A 20,022-nucleotide genomic window follows, 5' to 3' on the forward strand; every position below is an offset into this window, starting at 1 on the left:
GTCCAGCACTTTTGGGGAAATTTGACCCTGCATTGATACCGCTTCAGTTCCTTCAGCTGTTCTGTGCCCATCCCGCCGTACTTCTTCTTCCAGCGATAATAGGTTTGTTCTGTCACACAGATCTGTCTGATCGCATCAATCCGGGCCATACCTTGCCCTATCAGAACTTCAACCTGCCGTAACTTCACGACAATCTCTTCTGGCTTAGGTCTCTTAATCGCCATCATTGGTCCTCCGCTTTCCTAACTATAAGGGCGGACCACTTCAAAGGGGGAGGCTCAATCCCCGTACGCCGTTATAACGACAGCTTGAACCCATAAAAAAACTGCTCGGTTAACGATGAACCGAACGGTTGCTCATGCGACAGTAAGACGGACTGCTACTTAATTTCGATCTCATATGTGTTCCCACCAGATATGACACGTCCTGCCGAATACATCCGAAATTTGGTCACGACCTTATCTGTGCCCCGAAAGTCTTTATCCGGCGAATAGTACAGGATCAAATCGTTCGTTTGTTTACCCGCACATTTGCCGGCTGTCTTTGGCAGTGCAGATCGGGACTGCACAAAACGAACGACACCATGCTCCGGTTTCTTAACAAAAGAGACTTTTGGTAAGGTCGCAGAGCTGCATGTTTCAGGAACGTAATAGCTATAAACGTTAAGTTTTGCAGTACGGTTTGCCGCAACCTGAGACCTGATCAACTCAGCATTTGCGCTGAATGAGAACACCACAAACAGGAAGACACAAATGTATTTCATCGCAATTCTCCAAAAATTTAAATCAAAATTATATAAACTAGAGAATCGACAAAGCACAATCAAACACATGTAATATTCATATTGAACACACAAGTAGATCTACTCTTTAATTTCACACCTATCCTTTACGTAAATCTACATTCATTCAAATAATCGCGGTGACATTTTAGAATATAAAATCTATTTTTATCTACAAAAGCCCATAAACTATTGATTATGCAATGCTCATGCAGATGTTTGCAGTACTTTTGCAACCAGATCATCACGCTCTAATCTTCCATCAAGACGCAATACAGGCATTTTGCATTCTTTCAGCCAGGCTTCATGCCTATGCCGGCTCCTGCCAGAAAAGTCGGGTTGCTCATACTGCGATGCCCACTGAAAGAAAGCCTCGTGCGTCTCAAACATGTCGCCACCTTCAAGAATACGATCCCCAAAACGTTCCATTTCTCGTTTTTTCAATCGCTGCAAGCGCTCGTCTTGCGGTACACTGATGAAAACAACAAGCGTGCTTTGAGAGACAAGCTCCTTCGCCCAGCCCTCACAAGCTCCACTCAAAACCCAACCACCTTCGCCCATCGCTGGTTTCATGAGCGCAACCCGCTCTTCTTGAGGCTGTTTTACTGCGAAGGGTGGTTCTGTTTGCTCCCAAAAGTAATCATCAGAATCCACATGAGGAACTGGAAGAGCATGAGCAAGTCGATGGCCAAGCGTGGTCGAACCTGCGCATGAAGCTCCGAAGACATAAATACGTTTATGCAATGCAAGAACCTTTATTGCTTAGACAATGAGGATGGAACTCGCGCAGCAAAATCACTGGCAATGCGAACAAGCTCACTTTGAGACCCAAAGCCAGCCTTTTCCGTTATTCGTGCCATATGATTGCGCGCAGTATTGTAGCTGATATGCATTTTGTCAGCTGTCTCCCGCATAGACAAGTCAACAACAAGACACAGTTCAGGAAACACTACATCTGAACACCATTCAAATCCTCAGAAACAGTCATCTCACGTTCTGTCGCGGCACCCTTGCAGCCAGGTCGCTTACAAGTCGAACCAACTCACTTTGAGAATTTACAGAAACCTTGTCGGCAATTCGCGCCATATGATTGCGTGCAGTGTTGTAGCTGATCTCCAGAGCGTGAGAGGTCTCACCCACAGATGCCCCACGAACCAGATACTGGAGCAACTCAGCCTCACGTTTGGAAACCCCAAAATAACGTTGAAGGTTGTCCAACTCCGCCAAGGGTTGATCACCCGGATCCATTATCATGCAAAGGAGTGGCTGTGGCCCGCGTACAAAGGGCGCCAGATAAGCAGGCGTCTCTGAAAGCACATTGATAGGCATCACAACAAAGAACGGATTGGGCGCCGCCTCACCATTCAGGACCAACGGTCCTAGAGGCTTACCAGAAGTCCGGCACCGTAAAATCGCATCCTCAAACAACTTTCGATGCTCATTATGCCGTGAAGAAACCTCTCCACGACGATCAACAAAGAAACTCTGACTGGAACTGAAAAATACCTCCGCCTGCTTGTTGGCAAAAGCAACGTGATGCCCTTGATCCAGAATAAACGCTGCACTTGGAATACGATCCAGCCAGAAGGAATAGGCATCTGTCAAACCGCGTCTTTGTTCAAGATGCAATGCAACCGAAAACGCATTTTGAAAATGAGGCCTGACTGTTTCAAGAGTTTTATCAAGCTGCATTGCATCAGGACCATCAAAATCAGATTGCACCGCTACAGAAACCATGGCCGCATCCATCCCCTGACGGTGGATCATAAAACCACGTAAGCGATCAAACACTCCATAATCGCTGAAGACCAGATCAAAAAAATCAGTATCCCGGATTTCATCTTGGCTGATGAAATCCTCGGTATGAATTAAGGCATTTAATGGAGCAAATTTAGCGAACCGGGGCAATGGATTGCTCTGGCCCGCAGCAAGCATTTTTGCTTCCATATCCTCTTTTGTATTGAGGAAAGCCATATGCTGATATTCAAGTGAATTGAGTGAGACGATCTTGTAACAGAGCATGGTTTCACTAAAGGACGATGCCATAGGCTCAAACGCCTGCCCAATATCCTTACCAAGAGCAATATTAGCATAAAGCCGCTGGACCATTTCATCGTGTACGCTTTGCATCACCCCACCCGAATCGGACAAACACCCCTTCTGTCTCTACGTAAATTAAATAGTAAAATTTTCAGATATCAATAAAATTGAAGAATATTTTCTTTGAACCGCCATAAATGGAAGGTTCAAACCAGAAATACCCTTGGAATGTCATGAAGAATCTTAGTTATTCATGACAAATACAAATAATTGAAACTACTCTCTACCAGTATCAGCAGGTCTCAAAACCAGACGCGTGATGATGGCATCCTGCTGTTCTTCAAGAGTAAAATCCCAACCCATCCGCCGTGCTATACGTTCGCAAAGTGAAAGACCGAAGCCGAAGCTTTCCTCATAAACAGAGGTGGCATCCGCTTTGGTGCCAGCTGAAACGGGGTTTTCAATCTCAAAGACCCCATTTTGATAACTAATTTTGATCTCACCCTTTTGGGCATGTTGAAACGCGTTACGGATCAGATTGCCAAACAGGATCAGCAAAGGTGCTTTAGGCAGCTCGGCCTCATCCTCACTCAAGTCCAGCACTTCTGTGAGCGGTTTATTGCCCTTCAGATAAGACAGTTCTTCAATGCACCCTACAATTAGCTTTGCTGGCACGAGCTTCTCAACTCGCGGCGGTGCAGAGCTTTCCCTGCCCAGCCAAAGCAAAGTCTCTACAATGATGCGCATGTTCAAATTAGCCCGCTGAATACGCTCCACGGGCACAGTATCCTCAGAACCACTTTCCTGGCTCTTCAGCAGCGCAATATTGCCGGCAATCACCGTAATCGGCGTCCGCAACTCATGGCTCGCATAGCGCAGGAAAGTCTGTTCACGTTCAACAAATTCAGAAATACGGGACACAGTGTATGTGAGCTTCACAGCGAGATTATTCAATTCGCGGAACCTGAAGTTGGGCGGTGTCTCACCCACATTCTCAGCATTCAATGACTGAGCCCAATTTTCCAGATTCTGGATCGGCCGGATCAACCGCTTAGATAAAATGCGCGCACTCACAAAGGTGGCGAGTAGATTGACGATCCCTACAATTGCAAAGGCAAGAAGGACCACCTGATCCTCCTCGGAGCCCTCCAGATACTCTTCTGTACTCTCAAGCGTGATGTAAAGGTTGCGGCCATCTTCCAGCGGATAGATGTACAGATAGAGATAATAGGTCTCCTTACAATTTCCCTCAGCATCACAGCCTCGATCTTCATCATCGTAGTACAGCTCCAGCGGCTCCAATGGCTCCTCTTTGAAACGACGAGACATTTCAGCAGGCAGCGCTTCAAGCGAAAAGGCACTCTGAATAAGGTAGGTCTCTGGCAGCGGAGCTTCAGGATTTGCCTTTACGGCCTCCTCGTAACTTTCGCCCAGATCCTCAAGTAGGTAGATGATGCTCTCATCTGAGCCAGCTACAAAGAAGATTGGCAGTAAAAACGTGTAGACCAGCAACAGCAGAATAACGCCCAGAAAGAAAGCGATACCAAGTTCACGAAATATGCTGCGTCCGCGCACTCTGGCTGCTTTCTTACTCACCATCCACTTTCTCCCTCAGGCTATAACCCCCGTTTGCATCTCGGCAGATAATTTCAGATTCGGCAGGGCGTTGGATTTGCTGGCGAAGTTTGTACAAGTGCACATTAAGGCTGTTGCTCTCTGGCGGCTCATCCCCCCACAGCCCACGCTCCAATTGCTCTCGGCTCACCGAAGCTGGGCTATGTTTGCTCAAAATACCCAGGATCTTCCAGGCCGTCGGAGAAAGGCGCAAAACACGATCTCCACGCTTTGCAATATTCCGGGCAAAATCCACCTGCAGATCAGCAACCTCAAACAGCTTCGCCTTCGCGCTCCGCCGTCCGGAAAGCGCTCGCAGCCTCACAACCAGCTCCTCAAACGCAAAGGGTTTGACCAGATAGTCATCCGTCCCGGCTTCAAATCCAGCCAACTTGTCAGAAAGTTCATCACGCGCAGTCAGCATCAAAACAGGGCGGTCAATACCTTCCCGGCGCAGCGTTTCACAAACTGTAAGACCATCCATCTTAGGCAATGTCAGATCAAGAATGATAACGTCAAAATAACCCTGCCGCGCAAACTCAAGACCCGCCTCACCATTGTAAGCGTGATCGCAACTAATGCCGTGGATTTTCAACACATCAGCAATCGTTCCAGCCAAATCCAGGTCATCTTCAACCAGCAGTGCAAGCAGGTTTTCAGTCTCATTTGTTGCCATCATTCTACCTGCCAAACTCGCCAATCAATTCTGCTAATTGAACACATCCATACTGTAGCAGAATGTGCCTCACACCCGCCCACATTGTGTTTACAACATATTCCTGTAGAGCAAGCCCAATAACCAACGAGTGAACGCTGCCGTATTTTTCACCTATGCCGGATATTTACGTAAGCCGCGAGTTACTCGTATACATGCCAGACCAACTGCAAACTCCGAAAACTCTTGAGACCTTAGCATGCCGATAAAAATAAAACCCAAGTCCTATGGCCCGCTGACGGTCGCGTCGCATGAGTATGGACAGTTCTGGATGACCAATGAGTCCGGTCATCAATACTTGGCAGGCTACGGAGACTCCGATGAGTTCTCGGCCCCCTCAGACCTGATCATGTCTGCCCTTGGGTCCTGTATGGCTATCTCTTTGGAGATGGTAGCCAGGCAACAGAAGGTCTCACTCGGAAATGTCTACATCACCGTAAACGCTGAGAAGGCATCTACTCTGCCTCACCGCTTTGGCAGCTTCCATCTGGAATTCGCTCTCCCAGAGTTTGAGGACCGCGAAAGAGCAGAGGCCCTGATCAAAGCCGCCAAAGAGATATGTACGGTTTCCAACACACTAAACGCAAAGATCAGCTTCACGCTCATCTAACTTTTTTCAGTAAGAAACCCGAGACAGATCTGCCTCGGGCTGAGAAACTCCAAATCAATCAATAAAAGCATCAACCCATTCGCCGTGCAGTACCTGAAATGCGCACAGAAGCACCTGCTTCAGATGGAATATGAGCGGTAATAAAGGACTTCGATCCCATATCCTCGCCCTGCACGATGTGGATTTCACCGCCATGCGCCCAGCCAATATCCCGCAGATAACCGGAAAACGCCGCAGCAGCTGCACCCGTGGCAGGGTCTTCAAACACCCCAGCTGAGGCAAACGCATTGCGCACATCAAACTCTTGCAGTCCACGCACATAAACCAGCATGATCGTCACAAGCTCCTGTCCAAGCATAAACTGCTTCATAGCTTCCAGATCGTAAGCCATTCCAGCCAACTTGGCTCTGTCACTCAAAGCAAGCACCAAGTGATCTGCACCACCATGAATGCGAGCTGGTGGGATACGAAGGTTCAGATCCCCTTCATTCAAGCCAAGTAGTTCAAGCAGCTCAGCTTTCACCTCGTCTTCCAAACCCACACTCTTGGTCTGCGGAGATTGCAGAGCGGCTTGCAGCTGCCCGTTCTCCTGCCAGCTTTCCACTGAGATCACAGCTTCATTTAGCTCAAGGCGATGTGTTTTCCGGCCATGCTGCTGAGCCAGAACCGCGCCCAGCGCAATGGTCGCATGCCCACAAAACGGCACTTCATTTTCTGGCGAAAAATACCGCACCCGATACCCATCTTCACCTGCAAGAGGCACCGCAAACACGGTCTCGGAATACCCAAGATCAGCCGCAATAGACTGCATTTGCGCATCAGGAAGCATCGTCTCACCCACCAGCACACCTGCTGGGTTACCACCTTCGTCACCATGAGAAAATGCCGAGATATGTTGAAGCGCCAATAGATCTGTCTGCATGAGAACCTCCAATCGTCATGACTGAAAAAATAGCCAGCAATGGCCTCATGCTATATAGAAAAAGAAAGTCAAATTACACGAAATACCCTCACATTTTAAAGCGAGCGAACAGAAGTGCCTAAAGAGATAACACAACTGGACGAAACCGCCTGCAAAATCCTAGAGATTCTGGAGCGCGACGCCCGCATATCCATCAGCGAGCTGGCGAGCCGCATCGGCCTCTCCGCCCCCAGCACCACAGAGCGTGTTCGCAAGCTGGAGCAGGACAGCATCATCACAGGCTTTACAGTCGAGATAAATCCTAAGGCACTCGGCTACACTCTGGAAGCAATCGTGCGCGTCAAACCAAGCCCTGGTAATCTGCATGTGGTGGAACAGCTCATCCTAAACGAGCCCCGCTTCACCTCCTGCGATAAAGTCACCGGAGAAGACTGCTTCGTCACCCGCATCTACCTAAAAGACGTCAGAGAACTCGACGACCTCCTCGACCCACTCCACGAAAAAGCAATGACCAACACGTCCATCGTCAAAGCTTCCCCGATCAAGAACCGCATGGTTCCGCTGCGGTGAGCACAGCTAAGGCTAGAACCTCAGCTTATTCTCAGTACCGGAGAGCAGTCTGCCGATATTCGCGCGGTGCTTGGCAACCACCATGGATGCCATCGCCAGTGCGAAGATCTGAAAGTAGATTGTGTGACCAAACATCGGGATGAAGGAAAGCACTACGAACAGCAGCGTGGCGCAGATGGAACCCAGAGAAACATAGCGGGTCGCAGCAACAATGAGCACAAAAGACCCAAGGCAGCTTAGCGCGATAATCGGATCCAGCATAAACAGCACAGCAGCAGCCGTCAGCACACCTTTGCCGCCTCTGAAGCCAAAAAAGACCGGCCAGTTGTGGCCAACTATCGCCCCAGCCCCGGCAAGCAACATGCTCACACTGTCCACCGTAACACCTGAACCAGCGTATACACCCAGATACAGACCCACCAGACAAGCAACGATGCCTTTAAGGATATCTCCGAAAAGCACAAACAGCGCAGCAGGTTTGCCAAGCACGCGCAGTGTATTGGTGAGCCCGGCAGATTTACTCCCATGCTCGCGGATATCCTTGCCGTACATCTTCCCAACCAGCACTGCCGTGCTGATGCTGCCCAGCAAATACCCCACCCCAAGAGCTGCAAAAAGCTTAATCAGATCAATCACAGGAATAGCCCCTAGCCCACAACGCCCTGTAGCACCAGTTTCTGGTGCACCTCGATAATCTCATCGATACTAAGGCGTCCGTCAGGGCGATACCAGAAGCAAACGCCGGTCAGCATGGCGATGATGGCAAAGGCGGCAACTTCCAAATCCACAGTGGGAAACACACCCGCCTGCACACCATCAGCAAGAATGCGCCGCAGATTGGCCTCGTACTGGCTACGCTTGGTCACCACGTCAGCACGATGGTCCTCACCAAGTGAACGCAATTCCAGATTCGCAATCACAACGTCTGCACGGCGCTCAATGTGGTAGCGAATGTGGAACGCAACGAACGCCTTGAGACGGGAAACGGGATCATCGCCCTTGCCCTCCAGCTTCTCCCAGTTCTCAATCAGGCTGATCATATGCTGGTTCATCAGCGCCTGAAGCAGCTCGTCCTTGCTCTCAACATAACGATAGACCGATCCCGGCTGCACGCCCACCTCCGCAGCAAGTTGGCGAAGCGTCATCGCCTCAAAGCCCTTGGCTTCAATCAGCTTTTTCGCTGCTGCGTAAATCGCGGTTTTTGTATCTGCGCCAACGGAGCCTTTGGTTCGTGCCACGGTCTAAACCTTTTCCAATCAATCAGGAGACGCAATGTTTCAGCGCATACCCGAGCGATGCCTAGCAGTTTTCGGGAAAGAATACGCAACAGGAAATGCGCCCTAAGGGTTATTGCATAGTAGCTGAGCCCCTGCTATTAATCAAACGAACGTTCGTTTAATTAATTTACGATCCACTGGGAAGCTCGATAAAGAGCGTGGATCGCAGAGCTTCGGTAGCAGGAGGAAGCGCCGTGTTTGACGCTGTAATGAATTTTGGTCTTGGTGAAGATATTGACGCTCTGCGCGAAACCATTCGCCGTTGGGCACAAGACAAGCTAGCGCCGCGCGCCGCTGAGATCGATGAAACCAACGAGTTCCCCAATGATCTCTGGAAAGAGATGGGGGACCTTGGTGTACTTGGCATGACAGCCGACCCAGAATACGGTGGTACTGGCATGGGCTATCTCGCCCACGTTGTTGCGGTTGAGGAAATCTCCCGCGCCTCCGCATCTGTTGGCCTGTCCTACGGCGCACATTCTAACCTCTGCGTAAACCAGATCAACCGTCATGGTACTGCTGAGCAAAAAGCAAAGTACCTGCCAAAGCTTTGCTCTGGCGAGCATGTCGGCTCTCTGGCCATGTCCGAGCCCGGCGCAGGCTCCGATGTTGTTTCCATGAAGTTGCGCGCTGAAAAGCGCAATGACCGCTACGTGCTCAACGGCAACAAAATGTGGATCACAAACGGCCCTGACGCCTCCACTCTGGTGGTCTACGCAAAGACTGATCCGGATGCTGGCCCCAAAGGCATGACAGCTTTCATCATCGAAAAAGGCATGAAGGGCTTCTCCACGGCGCAAAAGCTGGACAAGCTCGGCATGCGCGGCTCCAACACGTGTGAGCTGGTCTTTGAAGACTGCGAAGTCCCATATGAAAACGTCCTTGGTGAAGAAGGCCGCGGTGTAAACGTGCTGATGTCCGGCCTGGACTACGAGCGCGTTGTCCTTTCCGGTGGTCCGCTCGGCATCATGGCAGCAGCCATGGACATCGTCGTGCCTTACATCCACGAGCGCAAACAGTTCGGCAAAGCCATCGGTGAATTCCAGCTGATGCAGGGCAAACTCGCAGACATGTACACTCTGATGAACGCCTCCCGGTCCTACGTGTACGCCGTCGCAAATGCGTGTGACCGCGGTGAAACCACCCGTAAGGACTCCGCTGGCTGTATCCTCTATTCCGCAGAAAACGCAACCAAACTGGCACTGGAAGCAATCCAGTCTCTCGGCGGCAATGGCTACATCAACGAGTACCCAACCGGTCGCCTGCTGCGTGATGCAAAACTCTATGAAATCGGCGCAGGCACCTCAGAAATCCGCCGCATGCTGATTGGTCGTGAGCTCTTCCAGGAAACCAAGTAATGGCTGTCATCAAGTCTCAGGCTGCAACGGGTTCGGAAAGCTATAAAAACAACCGCACACTGCACCTCGCCGCAATGGATGAGGTCCGCACCGCAAGCCAGCAAGCTCTGTTGGGTGGGGGCGAAGGCCCTCGCGAACGGCACGTGTCCCGTGGCAAGATCCTCCCGCGTGAGCGTGTTGCCCGTTTGATCGACCCGGGTTCTCCGTTTCTGGAAGTCGGCCAGTTTGCCGCCCACAACATGTATGAGGGCGCCTCGCCTTCAGCAGGCATCGTCACCGGCATCGGTCGGGTCAACGGCATCGAATGTATGATCGTGGCCAACGATGCCACGGTAAAAGGCGGCACCTATTATCCGCTGACGGTCAAGAAGCACCTCCGCGCCCAAGAAATTGCCATGGAGAACAATCTCACATGCATTTACTTGGTGGACTCCGGCGGCGCTAACCTGCCTCAGCAGGATGAGGTGTTCCCGGACAAAGAACACTTTGGCCGCATCTTCTACAATCAAGCCAACATGTCTGCAAAAGGCATTCCGCAAATCGCGGTGGTCATGGGCTCCTGTACCGCTGGCGGCGCATACGTGCCAGCCATGTGTGATGAGACCATCATCGTGAAAGAGCAAGGCACCATTTTCCTCGCCGGTCCTCCACTGGTGAAAGCCGCCACGGGCGAAGTGGTTTCTGCTGAAGACTTGGGCGGTGGGGATGTTCACACCCGCCTCTCCGGTGTGGCAGACCACTTGGCCCGTGACGACGCTCATGCGTTGGCGCTGGCCCGTCAGGCCGTGTCCAATCTCAATCGTCGCAAGCCAGACCAACTTCTGCTGCAAACGCCGGAAGATCCGCTTTACGATCCGGAAGAAATCCTCGGCGTTGTCCCGGCAGACCTGAAAACACCATATGATGTGCGCGAAGTCATCGCCCGTGTGGTAGACGGCTCTCGCTTTGACGAGTTCAAAGCCCGCTATGGCACCACCCTTGTCACCGGCTTTGCACACATCCACGGTATGCCTGTCGGCATCATTGCCAACAACGGCATCTTGTTCTCAGAAGCAGCCCTCAAAGGCGCGCACTTCGTTGAACTGTGCTGTCAGCGTAAAATCCCGCTGGTCTTCCTGCAAAACATCACCGGCTTCATGGTCGGGCAAAAGTATGAGGCAGGCGGCATCGCAAAAGACGGCGCTAAACTGGTAACAGCCGTAGCCTGCGCAAAAGTTCCAAAAATCACCATGCTTATTGGTGGTTCCTTCGGCGCTGGCAACTACGGCATGTGTGGCCGCGCCTACTCACCACGCATGCTCTGGACATGGCCAAGCTCCCGTATCTCCGTCATGGGCGGCCCTCAGGCAGCAGGTGTGCTGGCAACAGTGCGCCGTGACGGCATCGAGCGCAAAGGCGGAACTTGGTCTGCTGAAGAGGAAGCAACCTTCAAACAGCCGATCATTGATCAGTTTGAAGAGCAAGGGCACCCGCTCTACGCCTCCGCACGCCTCTGGGATGACGGCATTGTCGACCCACGCAAAACCCGTGACGTCCTGGCACTGTCCATCGCAGCAAGCCTCAACGCACCAATCGAAGACACGCCCTTCGGCGTCTTCCGCATGTAAGGGGCTCGGTATGTTCAAGAAAATCCTTATTGCGAACCGTGGTGAGATTGCTTGCCGTGTTGCAAAATCCGCCAAAGCCCTCGGCATCAAAGTGGTTGCAGTCTATTCAGACGCAGATCGCGATGCCCGTCACGTGCAAATGGCTGACGAGGCTTACCGCCTTGGCCCTGCACCAGTGGCAGAGAGCTACCTCAATATCCCTGAGCTGCTCAACGCTGCAAAAACCAGCGGCGCAGACGCCATCCATCCGGGCTACGGTTTCCTATCGGAAAACCCGGAGTTCGTGGAAGCGGTAGAAGCAGCTGGCCTTGTCTTCATCGGCCCACCCGCGGACGCAATCCGCGCTATGGGCCTGAAAGATGCCGCGAAGAAGCTCATGGAAGAATCCGGCGTTCCAGTCGTGCCGGGCTATCATGGCAGCAACCAGGACGCTGAGTTCTTAAAAGCTGAATCCGACAAGATCGGCTATCCGGTCCTCATCAAAGCCCGTGCAGGCGGCGGCGGCAAAGGCATGCGCCGTGTTGATGATCCGGCAGACTTCTTTGAAGCTCTGGAAGGCGCTCAGCGCGAAGGTCAGTCAAGCTTCGGCGACCCACGCGTCCTCATCGAGAAGTACATCTTGTCACCGCGCCACATCGAGGTGCAGGTCTTCTGTGATGGGCATGGCAACGCGGTTCACTTGTTTGAGCGCGACTGCTCCTTGCAGCGTCGCCACCAAAAGGTGATAGAAGAAGCCCCTGCCCCCGGCATGACCGAAGAGATGCGCAACGCCATGGGTAATGCTGCCGTTAAAGCAGCTCAGGCCGTGGGGTATGAAGGCGCTGGTACGGTTGAGTTCATTGTTGATGGCTCAGAAGGTCTCCGCTCTGACCGCTTCTGGTTCATGGAAATGAACACACGTCTTCAGGTAGAACATCCAGTCACAGAAGCCATCACCGGGCAGGACTTGGTCAACTGGCAGCTCTCCGTCGCTGCGGGTGGTGAATTGCCTCTGATGCAGGACGAACTCACCATCTTCGGCCATGCATTCGAAGCGCGTATCTACGCAGAAGATGCTGAGGCAGGCTTCCTGCCAGCAACCGGAACGCTGAACGAGTTGAAACTGCCGGAATTGTTCGCCCGCATCGACAGCGGCGTACGCAAAGGCGATACGATCACCCCTTACTACGATCCAATGATCGCAAAGGTGATCTGCCACGGTGAAACCCGTGAAGCTGCTTTGGCGAAAATGTCTCTGGCTTTGGAAAAAAGCCAGGCAGTTGGCTGCACCACCAACATCACATTCCTGCATCGCCTGTGTAACCACAAAGGCTTTGCAAAGGGTGAGATGGACACGGGCCTTATCGACCGTGAACTGGAAGCTCTCACCAAGCCGACAGCTCCAACCAAGCACGCTTTCGCAATGGCTGCTCTCATCGAGCTCGGCTTTGCAACTGAAACTGCACTGGTCCATAACGATCCGTGGGTGAGCCTCACAGGTTGGCGTCATTGGACAGCAGCCCAGCAGATTGCGCATCTGTCATGGCGCGATGAAGTCACCGAAGTTGTGGCAAACCGCCATCATGATGGCAGCCTGACCATTGCTATTGATGATGAAACCTTCAATTTGCAGATCCTCTCCGTAGACAACAACCACATGCGCGTGGATTTTGCCGGTCAAATCACCTCAGCTGACTTCTTCGCAGAAGACACCAGTCTCACATTGTTCTCCGACGGTGTCACATGGCGTTTCGATCTGCCGGATCATCTGGCAGAGCAGGATGACAGTGCGGCCTCAGGCAACGCCATCACATCGCCAATGCCGGGCCTTGTGCGTGCTGTAAACTGTAAGCCGGGTGACGAGGTTTCTGAAGGCGATACGTTGATCGTGACCGAAGCCATGAAGATGGAACACTCTCTCAAAGCACCGCGTGACGGCGTTGTGGCTGAAGTGATGGCATCTGCGGGTGACCAGGTGGAAGAAGGCGTTATACTCCTCACGCTTGAGGAGGAGGAATAACCGTTGTTGCCATCTGCGAAATCTTACGAGGAGCTCCGAGAAAAGTTTCAGTGGGACATCCCGGAGTTCTTCAACATTGGCGTAGATATCTGTGACAAGTGGGCGGACAAAGACGCCGCCCGCGAAGCACTCATCTTCGCTGAAGAAGACGGGCCGACAACCACCTACACGTTTGGTGACTTGAAAAAGCTGAGTAACCAGCTGGCCAATCTACTCCTGTCTCAAGGCATCAGCCAAGGTGACCGCGTCGGCATCCTACTGCCACAGGCCCCTGAAACAGCCTTCTCCCATATTGCAATTCACAAGCTTGGTGGCATCTCCATTCCGCTCTTCTCGCTGTTTGGCGAAGAAGCACTGGAATATCGGCTAGAGAACTCTGGTGCGAAAGCTCTCATCACCAACAATGCAGGTGCTGAGAAGCTTGAAAAGATCCGCGACAGCCTGCCAGAGCTTGAACTGATCCTGAACATCGAAGGCACAGACTTCGGCACCCGCTCACTCCATCCTGAAATGGCAGGGCAGAGCGAAGACTTCACACCAGTGAAGACCAAAGCCGAAGACCCTGCCATCATCATCTACACCTCCGGCACCACCGGACAGCCCAAAGGCGCTCTGCACGCGCACCGCACGCTGCTCGGCCATCTACCCGGTGTAGAGATGCCGCACAACATGTTCCCGAAGGACGGTGACCGCTTTTGGACTCCTGCCGACTGGGCATGGATCGGTGGTCTGATTGACGTACTCTTGCCAAGCTTGCACCACGGCATTCCAGTCGTGGCTTGCCGTTTCAAGAAGTTCAGCGGCGAAGCAGCCTTTCAGTTGATGCAGGACCAGAAGATCCGCAACGCCTTCATCCCGCCAACCGCGCTGAAGATGATGCGGCAGGTAGAGAACCCGAAGGATCGCTGGAACTATTCCCTCCGCTCCCTCGGCAGTGGGGGCGAAGCCCTTGGCGCAGAGCTGATCCAATGGGGCCAAGACACGTTCGGCCTGGCAATCAGCGAGTTCTATGGCCAGACCGAGTGCAACCTCGTTGTCTCCACCTGCGCAGAATTGATGGAAACCCGCCCCGGCGTCACCGGCAAAGCCGTGCCGGGCTTTGATGTGCAAATCGTGGACGACAAAGGCACCGTTCTCGAAGCTGGTCAGCTTGGCAACATCGGCGTTCGTGCACCAAACCCTGTCATGTTCCTCCAATACTGGAACAATCTGGAAGCCACGAAAAAGAAATTCTCTGGCGACTTCCTCGTCACCGGCGACAAAGGAGTGATGGATAAAGACGGCTGGATCCAGTTTGTTGGCCGCGATGATGATGTCATCACTTCATCTGGCTACCGCATCGGCCCCGGCGAGATTGAAGACTGCCTGCTGAAACACGACACAGTTGCCATGGCAGGTGTCATCGGCAAGCCAGACAAGCTGCGCACCGAGATCGTCAAAGCCTACATTGTGCTGAAGGAAGGTGTTGAGCCATCCGATGAACTGGCCAAGGAACTTTCTGATTTTGTGAAACAGCGATTAGCTGCGCATGAATATCCACGTGAACTGGAATTTGTCGAAGCCCTGCCAATGACAACAACCGGAAAGGTTATCCGCAGAGAACTTCGTGCCCGCGCTATCGACGAGGAGGTTTGATAAGCGATGAGCAAGAAACTAAACATTTTTGAGATGGGCCCACGCGACGGCTTGCAAAATGAAAAAACGCTGATCCCGACAGCAAACAAGATCGAACTGATCAACCGCCTTTCCGAGTGCGGGTTTGAGAAGATCGAAACTTCCAGCTTTGTCTCACCCAAATGGGTGCCGCAAATGGCAGATGCTGCGGAAGTCTTTGCAGGCATCACACGCAAACCCGGCATTGCCTACACAGCGCTGACACCAAACATCAAAGGCTACGAGCGCGCCAAAGCATCTGGAGCTGATGAAGTTGCGATCTTCGCGTCCGCATCCGAAGGCTTCTCTCAAAAGAACATCAACTGTTCCATTGAAGAGAGCTTCGAACGCTTCGCTCCAATCGTGGAAGCTGCAAAAGCTGACGGCCTTCCGGTCCGCGGTTACGTCTCCTGCATCGTTGAGTGCCCATACGATGGCCCAACACCAGCCCAAAACGTAGCAATGGTCTCAGAACGTCTGCTGCAGATGGGCTGCTACGAGGTTTCCTTCGGCGACACTATTGGCGCAGCCACTCCGGAAACCACAGAAGCAATGTTGGAGGCCGTTCTGAAAGTCATCCCAGCAGAGCAACTCGCAGGCCATTTCCACGACACCAAAGACCTGGCTCTGGCCAATATCATGTCCAGCATCAAAATGGGCCTGCGCACGTTCGATTCAGCCATCGGCGGTCTCGGCGGTTGTCCGTATGCACCGGGTGCCAAAGGCAACGTCAGCACACTGGCCGTCGCAAAAATGGCAAAATTGCTGGACTACGACACCGGCCTCGACATTGAGAAGCTGGAACAAACGCAAGAGTTTATTCTCTCCATCAAAGAGGAGGCGGCGGCATGACCTATCAGAACCTTCGCATCGAAAAAGCAGACAACGGCATCACCACACTCTTGCTGGCACGCGCTGAAAAGCACAATGCAATGAATGCCGAGATGATGGATGAACTGGTTGCAGCAGCTGAAGAGCTGGACGACTGCGAGCAGACCCGTGCAATCATTCTGGCAGCGGACGGCGAAACCTTCTGTGCTGGCGGCGATCTCAAGTGGATGCAAGCGCAGGCAGAGAAAGACCGCATTGGCAAAATGCAGGAAGCCAATCGACTGGCAGGTATGCTGAAACGCCTCGACAACATGAAGAAGCCTCTGATCGCTCGTGTTCATGGTCCTGCTTACGGTGGCGGAGTTGGCATACTCAGCGTCTGTGATCTGGTGGTTGCTGCAGACAACACCAAGTTCGCGTTGACTGAGACCCGCCTCGGCCTGATCCCGGCAACCATCGGCACTTATGTTGTACGTCGTCTGGGCGAAGGTCACGCTCGACAAGTCTTCATGAATGCCCGCCCGTTTGGCGCGGAAAGAGCACATCACCTTGGCCTCGTCTCATTAGTGACAACACCAGAAGACCTGCATGCAGTAACACAGAAAGAGGCAGAAGCTTATTTGAACTGCGCACCGGGTGCCGTAGCCGACGCAAAAGCTCTTTGCCAGAATTTGGCTCGCATGCCTGCAGAAGATCAGATTGACTACACAGCAAATGCCCTAGCGGACAGATGGGAAACCACTGAAGCACAGGACGGAATTTCTGCATTCTTTGCTAAAGAAACACCGCCGTGGCGTAAATAGTTCTTCAACCTGTTTTTTTGACCTGCGGCATATGCACAAATGCTGAGTTTTTTCTTTACTTGCTGGATCGCTTTGTTACATAGCATTTAGCGAAAAACGAGAAAAGAATGCTGCTGGCACTACAATCCATCAGGTCAAAACAGGACTTTCATACCCTTGTCTTCATTGCAGGGACTGTTTTGCTGAACGCGATTGGTGCCGGATTGATCATTCCGGTGACCCCGGAACTGGTCGCAGAACTCAGCCAAACCACCATCGCAGACGCAGCTCTCTGGGGCGGATACATTGCAGCAAGTTACGCTGCCATGCAGTTCCTCTTCGGCCCTGCCGTCGGTGCTATATCCGATCGTTTTGGCCGCCGTCCAATCCTGTTGCTTTCTCTTGCTGTCCTGACAGTCGACTACCTGATCATGACCTTCGCAGGTTCGCTCTGGGTGCTGTTCATTGGCAGGCTCTTGGCTGGAGTTGCCAGCGCAACTTACGCCACCGCCTATGCAGCTGTCTCCGACATATCGCATAACGGCAAACGTGCCACCCGCTTTGGCATGGTTGGCGCCGCCATCGGATTTGGCTTTGTCATCGGTCCGGTTATGGGCGGAACACTTGCCCTCTTCGGCGTCCGTGTACCCTTCTACATCTCCGCAGTTCTGATTGCGATGACCTTCGCTTACGGCCTGTTCTACATGCCGGAAACCCTACCAAAATCGGCGAGAAAGGCTATTCACTGGCGCAGAGCAAACCCTGTTGGCGCAGCCATGGATATTGCCCAGTCCCCTATTCTGGTGTGGCTCTTCATTGCGCTCTTCCTGTTTGAAATGGCAAACTTCGTGTATCCGGCAATCTGGCCTTACTACACGATCGAAGCCTTCCACTGGACCACCGCTCAGGTAGGCCTTTCGCTCGCCATCATCGGCATTGGCTTCTCCAGCGTCAAAGGTGGCCTTATTCGCTGGATTATTCCGCGCAAAGGCGAAGCGAAAACCGTGCTTTACGGCTTTTTCTTCGCTGTAATCGCATTGCTAGGCTTCGCATTCGCGCCAAACACACTCACAGTCATTCTGCTCCTGCCACCAGCAGCGCTTGGCGCAATGATCCCACCTGCCATGATCGCCCTCATGAGCCATCACGTCTCACAAGACGAGCAGGGCCGTCTGCAAGGTGCGCTGACAAGCATCATCGGACTCACGCTTGTGCTTTCCACCTTGATGATGACACAGCTGTTCACCAGCTTCACAGCAGACAGTGCAGAGCTTTACTATCCGGGCGCACCATTCCTGCTGGCCGCATCATTCATGCTGCTTGCCATTGGTCCATTCTGGGTTGGTCTGAAAAAGATCAATATCCTTAGCTGATATCAAACACCTAAAGTCCAAACCTACGCCAGAGAATGTCTCTGCAGATATTCATTTGTGGAGACAATATTGCTGCAAATGAACGACAGCGAAGCCATAATCGCTGCTTGCACAAACTCTTGCTGGGAAGACGTATCACAGGACCCCGGTTCCCGCGTCGCACACGCATCATAAATGATCGTAATCGGATACCCGAGTTCTGTCGTGGCATGCGCTGCAGCTGCGATGCAATCCTTGCTCATTGAACCGCAGATAACCAGATCCTCAACATTCTCATCATCCAGGATTTGCTTCAGGTTGTTATTGAGGAAAATGTTGGACGTATATTTCGTCACAATCGGTTCATTCGGCAACGGTTTCGCCATATCGTGAATTTCAGCACCAATCGTGCCTTCGACCGTAAACGGAGCGTCTTTCTCTTTAAAATGATGTTGGATGTGAACGATAGTTTGATCCTGAACGCGCGCATTTGTCAGCAACATCTGAATGTTCCCCGCAGCCTCGAACTGCCCTTCCAACTCACATTTCCCACCGGGAAAGAAGTCGTTCTGACAGTCAATTATCAGCAACGCCGTTCTCGTCATCTTACGCTCAACACCTCACGTGACAGACCAACTCTGTAATAGTCTAATAGATATCAATTGACAGAACTCAGCTAGAAAAACCCGCATTTTTCATAAAACCTAGGAGTAAACACCAGACCTGATAAAGGCCCACACAGCATGCCCAACTCAGTTGCACAAATACTCTTCAGTTGAGATAACCTTGCCATATGCAAACGAAAGCGCAGCCATTATCGCCCCTTGAACATATTTCGCAGGAACAACTTCCCCTTCAAACTCAAGGTCGCAAGTTGCACAAGCGTCGTAGATAACGGTGATAGGATAACCAAGATCAACAGTCGCACGCGCTGCCGCATCAATGCACATATGAGACATGCCCCCGCAGATCACGATTTCCACAACACCCACATCCTCTAAAATCTGCTGAAGGTTCGTGTTCAGGTAACTGTTGGCGGAATACTTGACCACCACATGCTCCCCCTCAGCGGGGCTGCAACTATCATGCAGCTGTGCCCCGATGGTTCCCTCAACAAGGAACGGAGCATACTTATCTTTAAAGAAATGCTGGATATGGACAATGCAATCGTCGTTATCACGAGCGCTCTTAAGCAAACGCTGAATGTTCGCAGCAGATTCAACCTGGCCCTCGAGTTCACACTTCCCCCCCGGGAAGAAGTCGTTTTGGCAATCAATGATGATTAGAGCTTTCTTGGCCATATCCCCTCAGGAGGTTGTTCATCCAAAACGTCGATTATGCTCCATTCAACGAATGCAGGAATTCATCGGTAGAAATCACGTTGCTATGCGCAAATCTTAAAGACGCCATCATAGCAGTGTGAACATGATCAGCTGGGACGGTTACGCCATTGAACTCAAGATCCTCTGTGGCGCACGCATCGTAGATGATGGTCAGCGGATAACCCAGATCAAGGGTCTGACGCGCAGTCGCATTCACGCAGTTCTGGCTCATAGAACCACACATGACGATCTCATCAATACCAGCCTCAACAAGGATCTGCTGCAGGTTGGTGTCCTTATAGCCATTCATGTAGTTTTTAACGACAACGGGCTCCCCGTTCATGGGCCTTGCACACTCGTTAATCTCCACCCCTGGCGATCCCTCAACCAGATAAGGCTCTGTTTTATCTTTGTACATGTGTTGAAGGTGGATGACGTTTTCGTCGTTGTCTCGCACCATCTCAAGAAGACGGGCAATATTTTTTCCTGCTTCCACCTGCCCTGCTAAAGGACAGCTACCACCGGGAAAATAATCGTTCTGGCAGTCGATAATGATCAGGGCCCTTTTAGGCATAAGCACACCTCAGTC

General features: G+C 52.1%; 22 protein-coding genes. 9 read left to right on the forward strand and 13 right to left on the reverse strand.

What is annotated here, in order from left to right:
* The 7 genes from PsWM33_RS20090 to PsWM33_RS20120 all read right to left on the reverse strand — a co-directional run.
* A partial coding sequence (locus tag PsWM33_RS20090; RefSeq protein ID WP_153039980.1) for a transposase occupies positions 1–224 on the reverse strand: 224 nt, incomplete at its 3' end.
* A 155-nt stretch (positions 225–379) separates the two neighbouring features.
* Entirely contained in the window at positions 380–763 is a 384-nt protein-coding gene (locus PsWM33_RS20095; protein WP_063291507.1) for a hypothetical protein, read from the reverse strand.
* A gap of 225 nt (positions 764–988) precedes the next feature.
* Positions 989–1,525 (reverse strand): adenylate kinase, encoded by a 537-nt coding sequence (locus tag PsWM33_RS20100; protein ID WP_063291506.1) that lies wholly within the window; start codon positions 1,523–1,525, stop codon positions 989–991.
* An 11-nt stretch (positions 1,526–1,536) separates the two neighbouring features.
* A complete protein-coding gene (locus PsWM33_RS20105) occupies positions 1,537–1,731 on the reverse strand; it encodes a helix-turn-helix domain-containing protein (RefSeq protein WP_063291505.1) in 195 nt (64 codons plus the stop codon).
* 34 nt (positions 1,732–1,765) lie between these two features.
* Positions 1,766–2,911, reverse strand: a complete 1,146-nt coding sequence (locus tag PsWM33_RS20110) for a helix-turn-helix transcriptional regulator (protein ID WP_063301419.1) — start codon at positions 2,909–2,911, stop codon at positions 1,766–1,768.
* A gap of 186 nt (positions 2,912–3,097) precedes the next feature.
* Complete coding sequence (locus PsWM33_RS20115; protein ID WP_208994667.1) at positions 3,098–4,420, reverse strand: sensor histidine kinase; 1,323 nt, start codon at positions 4,418–4,420, stop codon at positions 3,098–3,100.
* On the reverse strand, positions 4,410–5,114 hold the full coding sequence (locus tag PsWM33_RS20120) for a response regulator transcription factor (protein WP_082827085.1): 705 nt from the start codon (positions 5,112–5,114) through the stop codon (positions 4,410–4,412). Before PsWM33_RS20120 ends, PsWM33_RS20115 begins: the two co-directional genes overlap by 11 nt.
* Positions 5,115–5,349: 235 nt before the next feature.
* On the opposite strand from PsWM33_RS20120, the gene PsWM33_RS20125 reads away from it, so the two are divergent.
* On the forward strand, positions 5,350–5,760 hold the full coding sequence (locus PsWM33_RS20125; RefSeq protein WP_063301420.1) for an OsmC family protein: 411 nt from the start codon (positions 5,350–5,352) through the stop codon (positions 5,758–5,760).
* 70 nt (positions 5,761–5,830) lie between these two features.
* Here the strand turns inward: PsWM33_RS20125 and PsWM33_RS20130 are convergent, their stop codons facing one another.
* Positions 5,831–6,682, reverse strand: a complete 852-nt coding sequence (locus PsWM33_RS20130) for a PhzF family phenazine biosynthesis protein (RefSeq protein WP_082827086.1) — start codon at positions 6,680–6,682, stop codon at positions 5,831–5,833.
* A gap of 114 nt (positions 6,683–6,796) precedes the next feature.
* Here PsWM33_RS20130 and PsWM33_RS20135 point away from each other — a divergent pair, with 114 nt between their 5' ends.
* The gene (locus tag PsWM33_RS20135) at positions 6,797–7,252 is read left to right on the forward strand and encodes an Lrp/AsnC family transcriptional regulator (protein ID WP_063301421.1); all 456 of its coding nucleotides are present in this window, start codon (positions 6,797–6,799) and stop codon (positions 7,250–7,252) included.
* 12 nt (positions 7,253–7,264) lie between these two features.
* Here the strand turns inward: PsWM33_RS20135 and plsY are convergent, their stop codons facing one another.
* Both plsY and PsWM33_RS20145 read right to left on the reverse strand, forming a co-directional pair.
* Positions 7,265–7,888 (reverse strand): glycerol-3-phosphate 1-O-acyltransferase PlsY, encoded by a 624-nt coding sequence (gene plsY, locus PsWM33_RS20140; RefSeq protein WP_063301422.1) that lies wholly within the window; start codon positions 7,886–7,888, stop codon positions 7,265–7,267.
* 11 nt (positions 7,889–7,899) lie between these two features.
* Positions 7,900–8,490 carry a TetR/AcrR family transcriptional regulator gene (locus PsWM33_RS20145; protein WP_063301423.1) on the reverse strand — a complete coding sequence of 197 codons (591 nt, stop codon included), beginning with the start codon at positions 8,488–8,490 and terminating at the stop codon, positions 7,900–7,902.
* 248 nt (positions 8,491–8,738) lie between these two features.
* Here PsWM33_RS20145 and PsWM33_RS20150 point away from each other — a divergent pair, with 248 nt between their 5' ends.
* The 7 genes from PsWM33_RS20150 (at position 8,739) to PsWM33_RS20180 (ending at position 18,132) form a co-directional block, all read left to right on the forward strand.
* On the forward strand, positions 8,739–9,887 hold the full coding sequence (locus tag PsWM33_RS20150) for an isovaleryl-CoA dehydrogenase (protein ID WP_193757840.1): 1,149 nt from the start codon (positions 8,739–8,741) through the stop codon (positions 9,885–9,887).
* Positions 9,887–11,494, forward strand: coding sequence for a carboxyl transferase domain-containing protein (locus PsWM33_RS20155; protein WP_063290447.1), 1,608 nt, complete (start codon positions 9,887–9,889; stop codon positions 11,492–11,494). Before PsWM33_RS20150 ends, PsWM33_RS20155 begins: the two co-directional genes overlap by 1 nt.
* 10 nt (positions 11,495–11,504) lie before the next feature.
* Positions 11,505–13,493 (forward strand): acetyl/propionyl/methylcrotonyl-CoA carboxylase subunit alpha, encoded by a 1,989-nt coding sequence (locus tag PsWM33_RS20160; protein ID WP_063301424.1) that lies wholly within the window; start codon positions 11,505–11,507, stop codon positions 13,491–13,493.
* A gap of 3 nt (positions 13,494–13,496) precedes the next feature.
* Entirely contained in the window at positions 13,497–15,128 is a 1,632-nt protein-coding gene (locus tag PsWM33_RS20165) for an acyl-CoA synthetase (protein ID WP_063301425.1), read from the forward strand.
* A gap of 6 nt (positions 15,129–15,134) precedes the next feature.
* The gene (locus PsWM33_RS20170) at positions 15,135–15,998 is read left to right on the forward strand and encodes a hydroxymethylglutaryl-CoA lyase (RefSeq protein WP_063301426.1); all 864 of its coding nucleotides are present in this window, start codon (positions 15,135–15,137) and stop codon (positions 15,996–15,998) included.
* Complete coding sequence (locus PsWM33_RS20175) at positions 15,995–16,780, forward strand: enoyl-CoA hydratase-related protein (protein WP_063301427.1); 786 nt, start codon at positions 15,995–15,997, stop codon at positions 16,778–16,780. Before PsWM33_RS20170 ends, PsWM33_RS20175 begins: the two co-directional genes overlap by 4 nt.
* Before the next feature lie 107 nt (positions 16,781–16,887).
* Positions 16,888–18,132, forward strand: a complete 1,245-nt coding sequence (locus tag PsWM33_RS20180; RefSeq protein ID WP_063301428.1) for an MFS transporter — start codon at positions 16,888–16,890, stop codon at positions 18,130–18,132.
* A gap of 23 nt (positions 18,133–18,155) precedes the next feature.
* Here PsWM33_RS20180 and PsWM33_RS20185 read toward each other — a convergent pair whose 3' ends face one another.
* The 3 genes from PsWM33_RS20185 to PsWM33_RS20195 form a co-directional block, all read right to left on the reverse strand.
* Positions 18,156–18,716 (reverse strand): isochorismatase family protein, encoded by a 561-nt coding sequence (locus tag PsWM33_RS20185; protein WP_063301429.1) that lies wholly within the window; start codon positions 18,714–18,716, stop codon positions 18,156–18,158.
* Positions 18,717–18,863: 147 nt separating this feature from the next.
* On the reverse strand, positions 18,864–19,412 hold the full coding sequence (locus tag PsWM33_RS20190) for a cysteine hydrolase family protein (RefSeq protein ID WP_063301430.1): 549 nt from the start codon (positions 19,410–19,412) through the stop codon (positions 18,864–18,866).
* 34 nt (positions 19,413–19,446) lie between these two features.
* The gene (locus PsWM33_RS20195; RefSeq protein ID WP_063301431.1) at positions 19,447–20,007 is read right to left on the reverse strand and encodes a cysteine hydrolase family protein; all 561 of its coding nucleotides are present in this window, start codon (positions 20,005–20,007) and stop codon (positions 19,447–19,449) included.
* Between the last annotated feature and the right edge of the window lie 15 nt (positions 20,008–20,022).

Source organism: Pseudovibrio sp. WM33, assembly GCF_001623165.1.
In the GTDB taxonomy this organism is placed as follows: domain Bacteria; phylum Pseudomonadota; class Alphaproteobacteria; order Rhizobiales; family Stappiaceae; genus Pseudovibrio.

What these genes read in the sequence shown, in the direction of transcription:
- PsWM33_RS20170 (WP_063301426.1), top strand. Translation starts at nt 15,135, where the DNA reads ATGAGCAAGAAACTAAACATTTTTGAGATGGGCCCACGCGACGGCTTG.
- PsWM33_RS20095 (WP_063291507.1), bottom strand. Translation starts at nt 763, where the DNA reads ATGAAATACATTTGTGTCTTCCTGTTTGTGGTGTTCTCATTCAGCGCA.
- PsWM33_RS20150 (WP_193757840.1), top strand. Translation starts at nt 8,739, where the DNA reads ATGAATTTTGGTCTTGGTGAAGATATTGACGCTCTGCGCGAAACCATT.
- PsWM33_RS20160 (WP_063301424.1), top strand. Translation starts at nt 11,505, where the DNA reads ATGTTCAAGAAAATCCTTATTGCGAACCGTGGTGAGATTGCTTGCCGT.
- PsWM33_RS20180 (WP_063301428.1), top strand. Translation starts at nt 16,888, where the DNA reads ATGCTGCTGGCACTACAATCCATCAGGTCAAAACAGGACTTTCATACC.
- PsWM33_RS20175 (WP_063301427.1), top strand. Translation starts at nt 15,995, where the DNA reads ATGACCTATCAGAACCTTCGCATCGAAAAAGCAGACAACGGCATCACC.
- PsWM33_RS20195 (WP_063301431.1), bottom strand. Translation starts at nt 20,007, where the DNA reads ATGCCTAAAAGGGCCCTGATCATTATCGACTGCCAGAACGATTATTTT.
- PsWM33_RS20125 (WP_063301420.1), top strand. Translation starts at nt 5,350, where the DNA reads ATGCCGATAAAAATAAAACCCAAGTCCTATGGCCCGCTGACGGTCGCG.
- PsWM33_RS20130 (WP_082827086.1), bottom strand. Translation starts at nt 6,682, where the DNA reads ATGCAGACAGATCTATTGGCGCTTCAACATATCTCGGCATTTTCTCAT.
- PsWM33_RS20190 (WP_063301430.1), bottom strand. Translation starts at nt 19,412, where the DNA reads ATGGCCAAGAAAGCTCTAATCATCATTGATTGCCAAAACGACTTCTTC.
- PsWM33_RS20185 (WP_063301429.1), bottom strand. Translation starts at nt 18,716, where the DNA reads ATGACGAGAACGGCGTTGCTGATAATTGACTGTCAGAACGACTTCTTT.
- PsWM33_RS20120 (WP_082827085.1), bottom strand. Translation starts at nt 5,114, where the DNA reads ATGATGGCAACAAATGAGACTGAAAACCTGCTTGCACTGCTGGTTGAA.
- PsWM33_RS20155 (WP_063290447.1), top strand. Translation starts at nt 9,887, where the DNA reads ATGGCTGTCATCAAGTCTCAGGCTGCAACGGGTTCGGAAAGCTATAAA.
- PsWM33_RS20115 (WP_208994667.1), bottom strand. Translation starts at nt 4,420, where the DNA reads ATGGTGAGTAAGAAAGCAGCCAGAGTGCGCGGACGCAGCATATTTCGT.
- PsWM33_RS20110 (WP_063301419.1), bottom strand. Translation starts at nt 2,911, where the DNA reads ATGCAAAGCGTACACGATGAAATGGTCCAGCGGCTTTATGCTAATATT.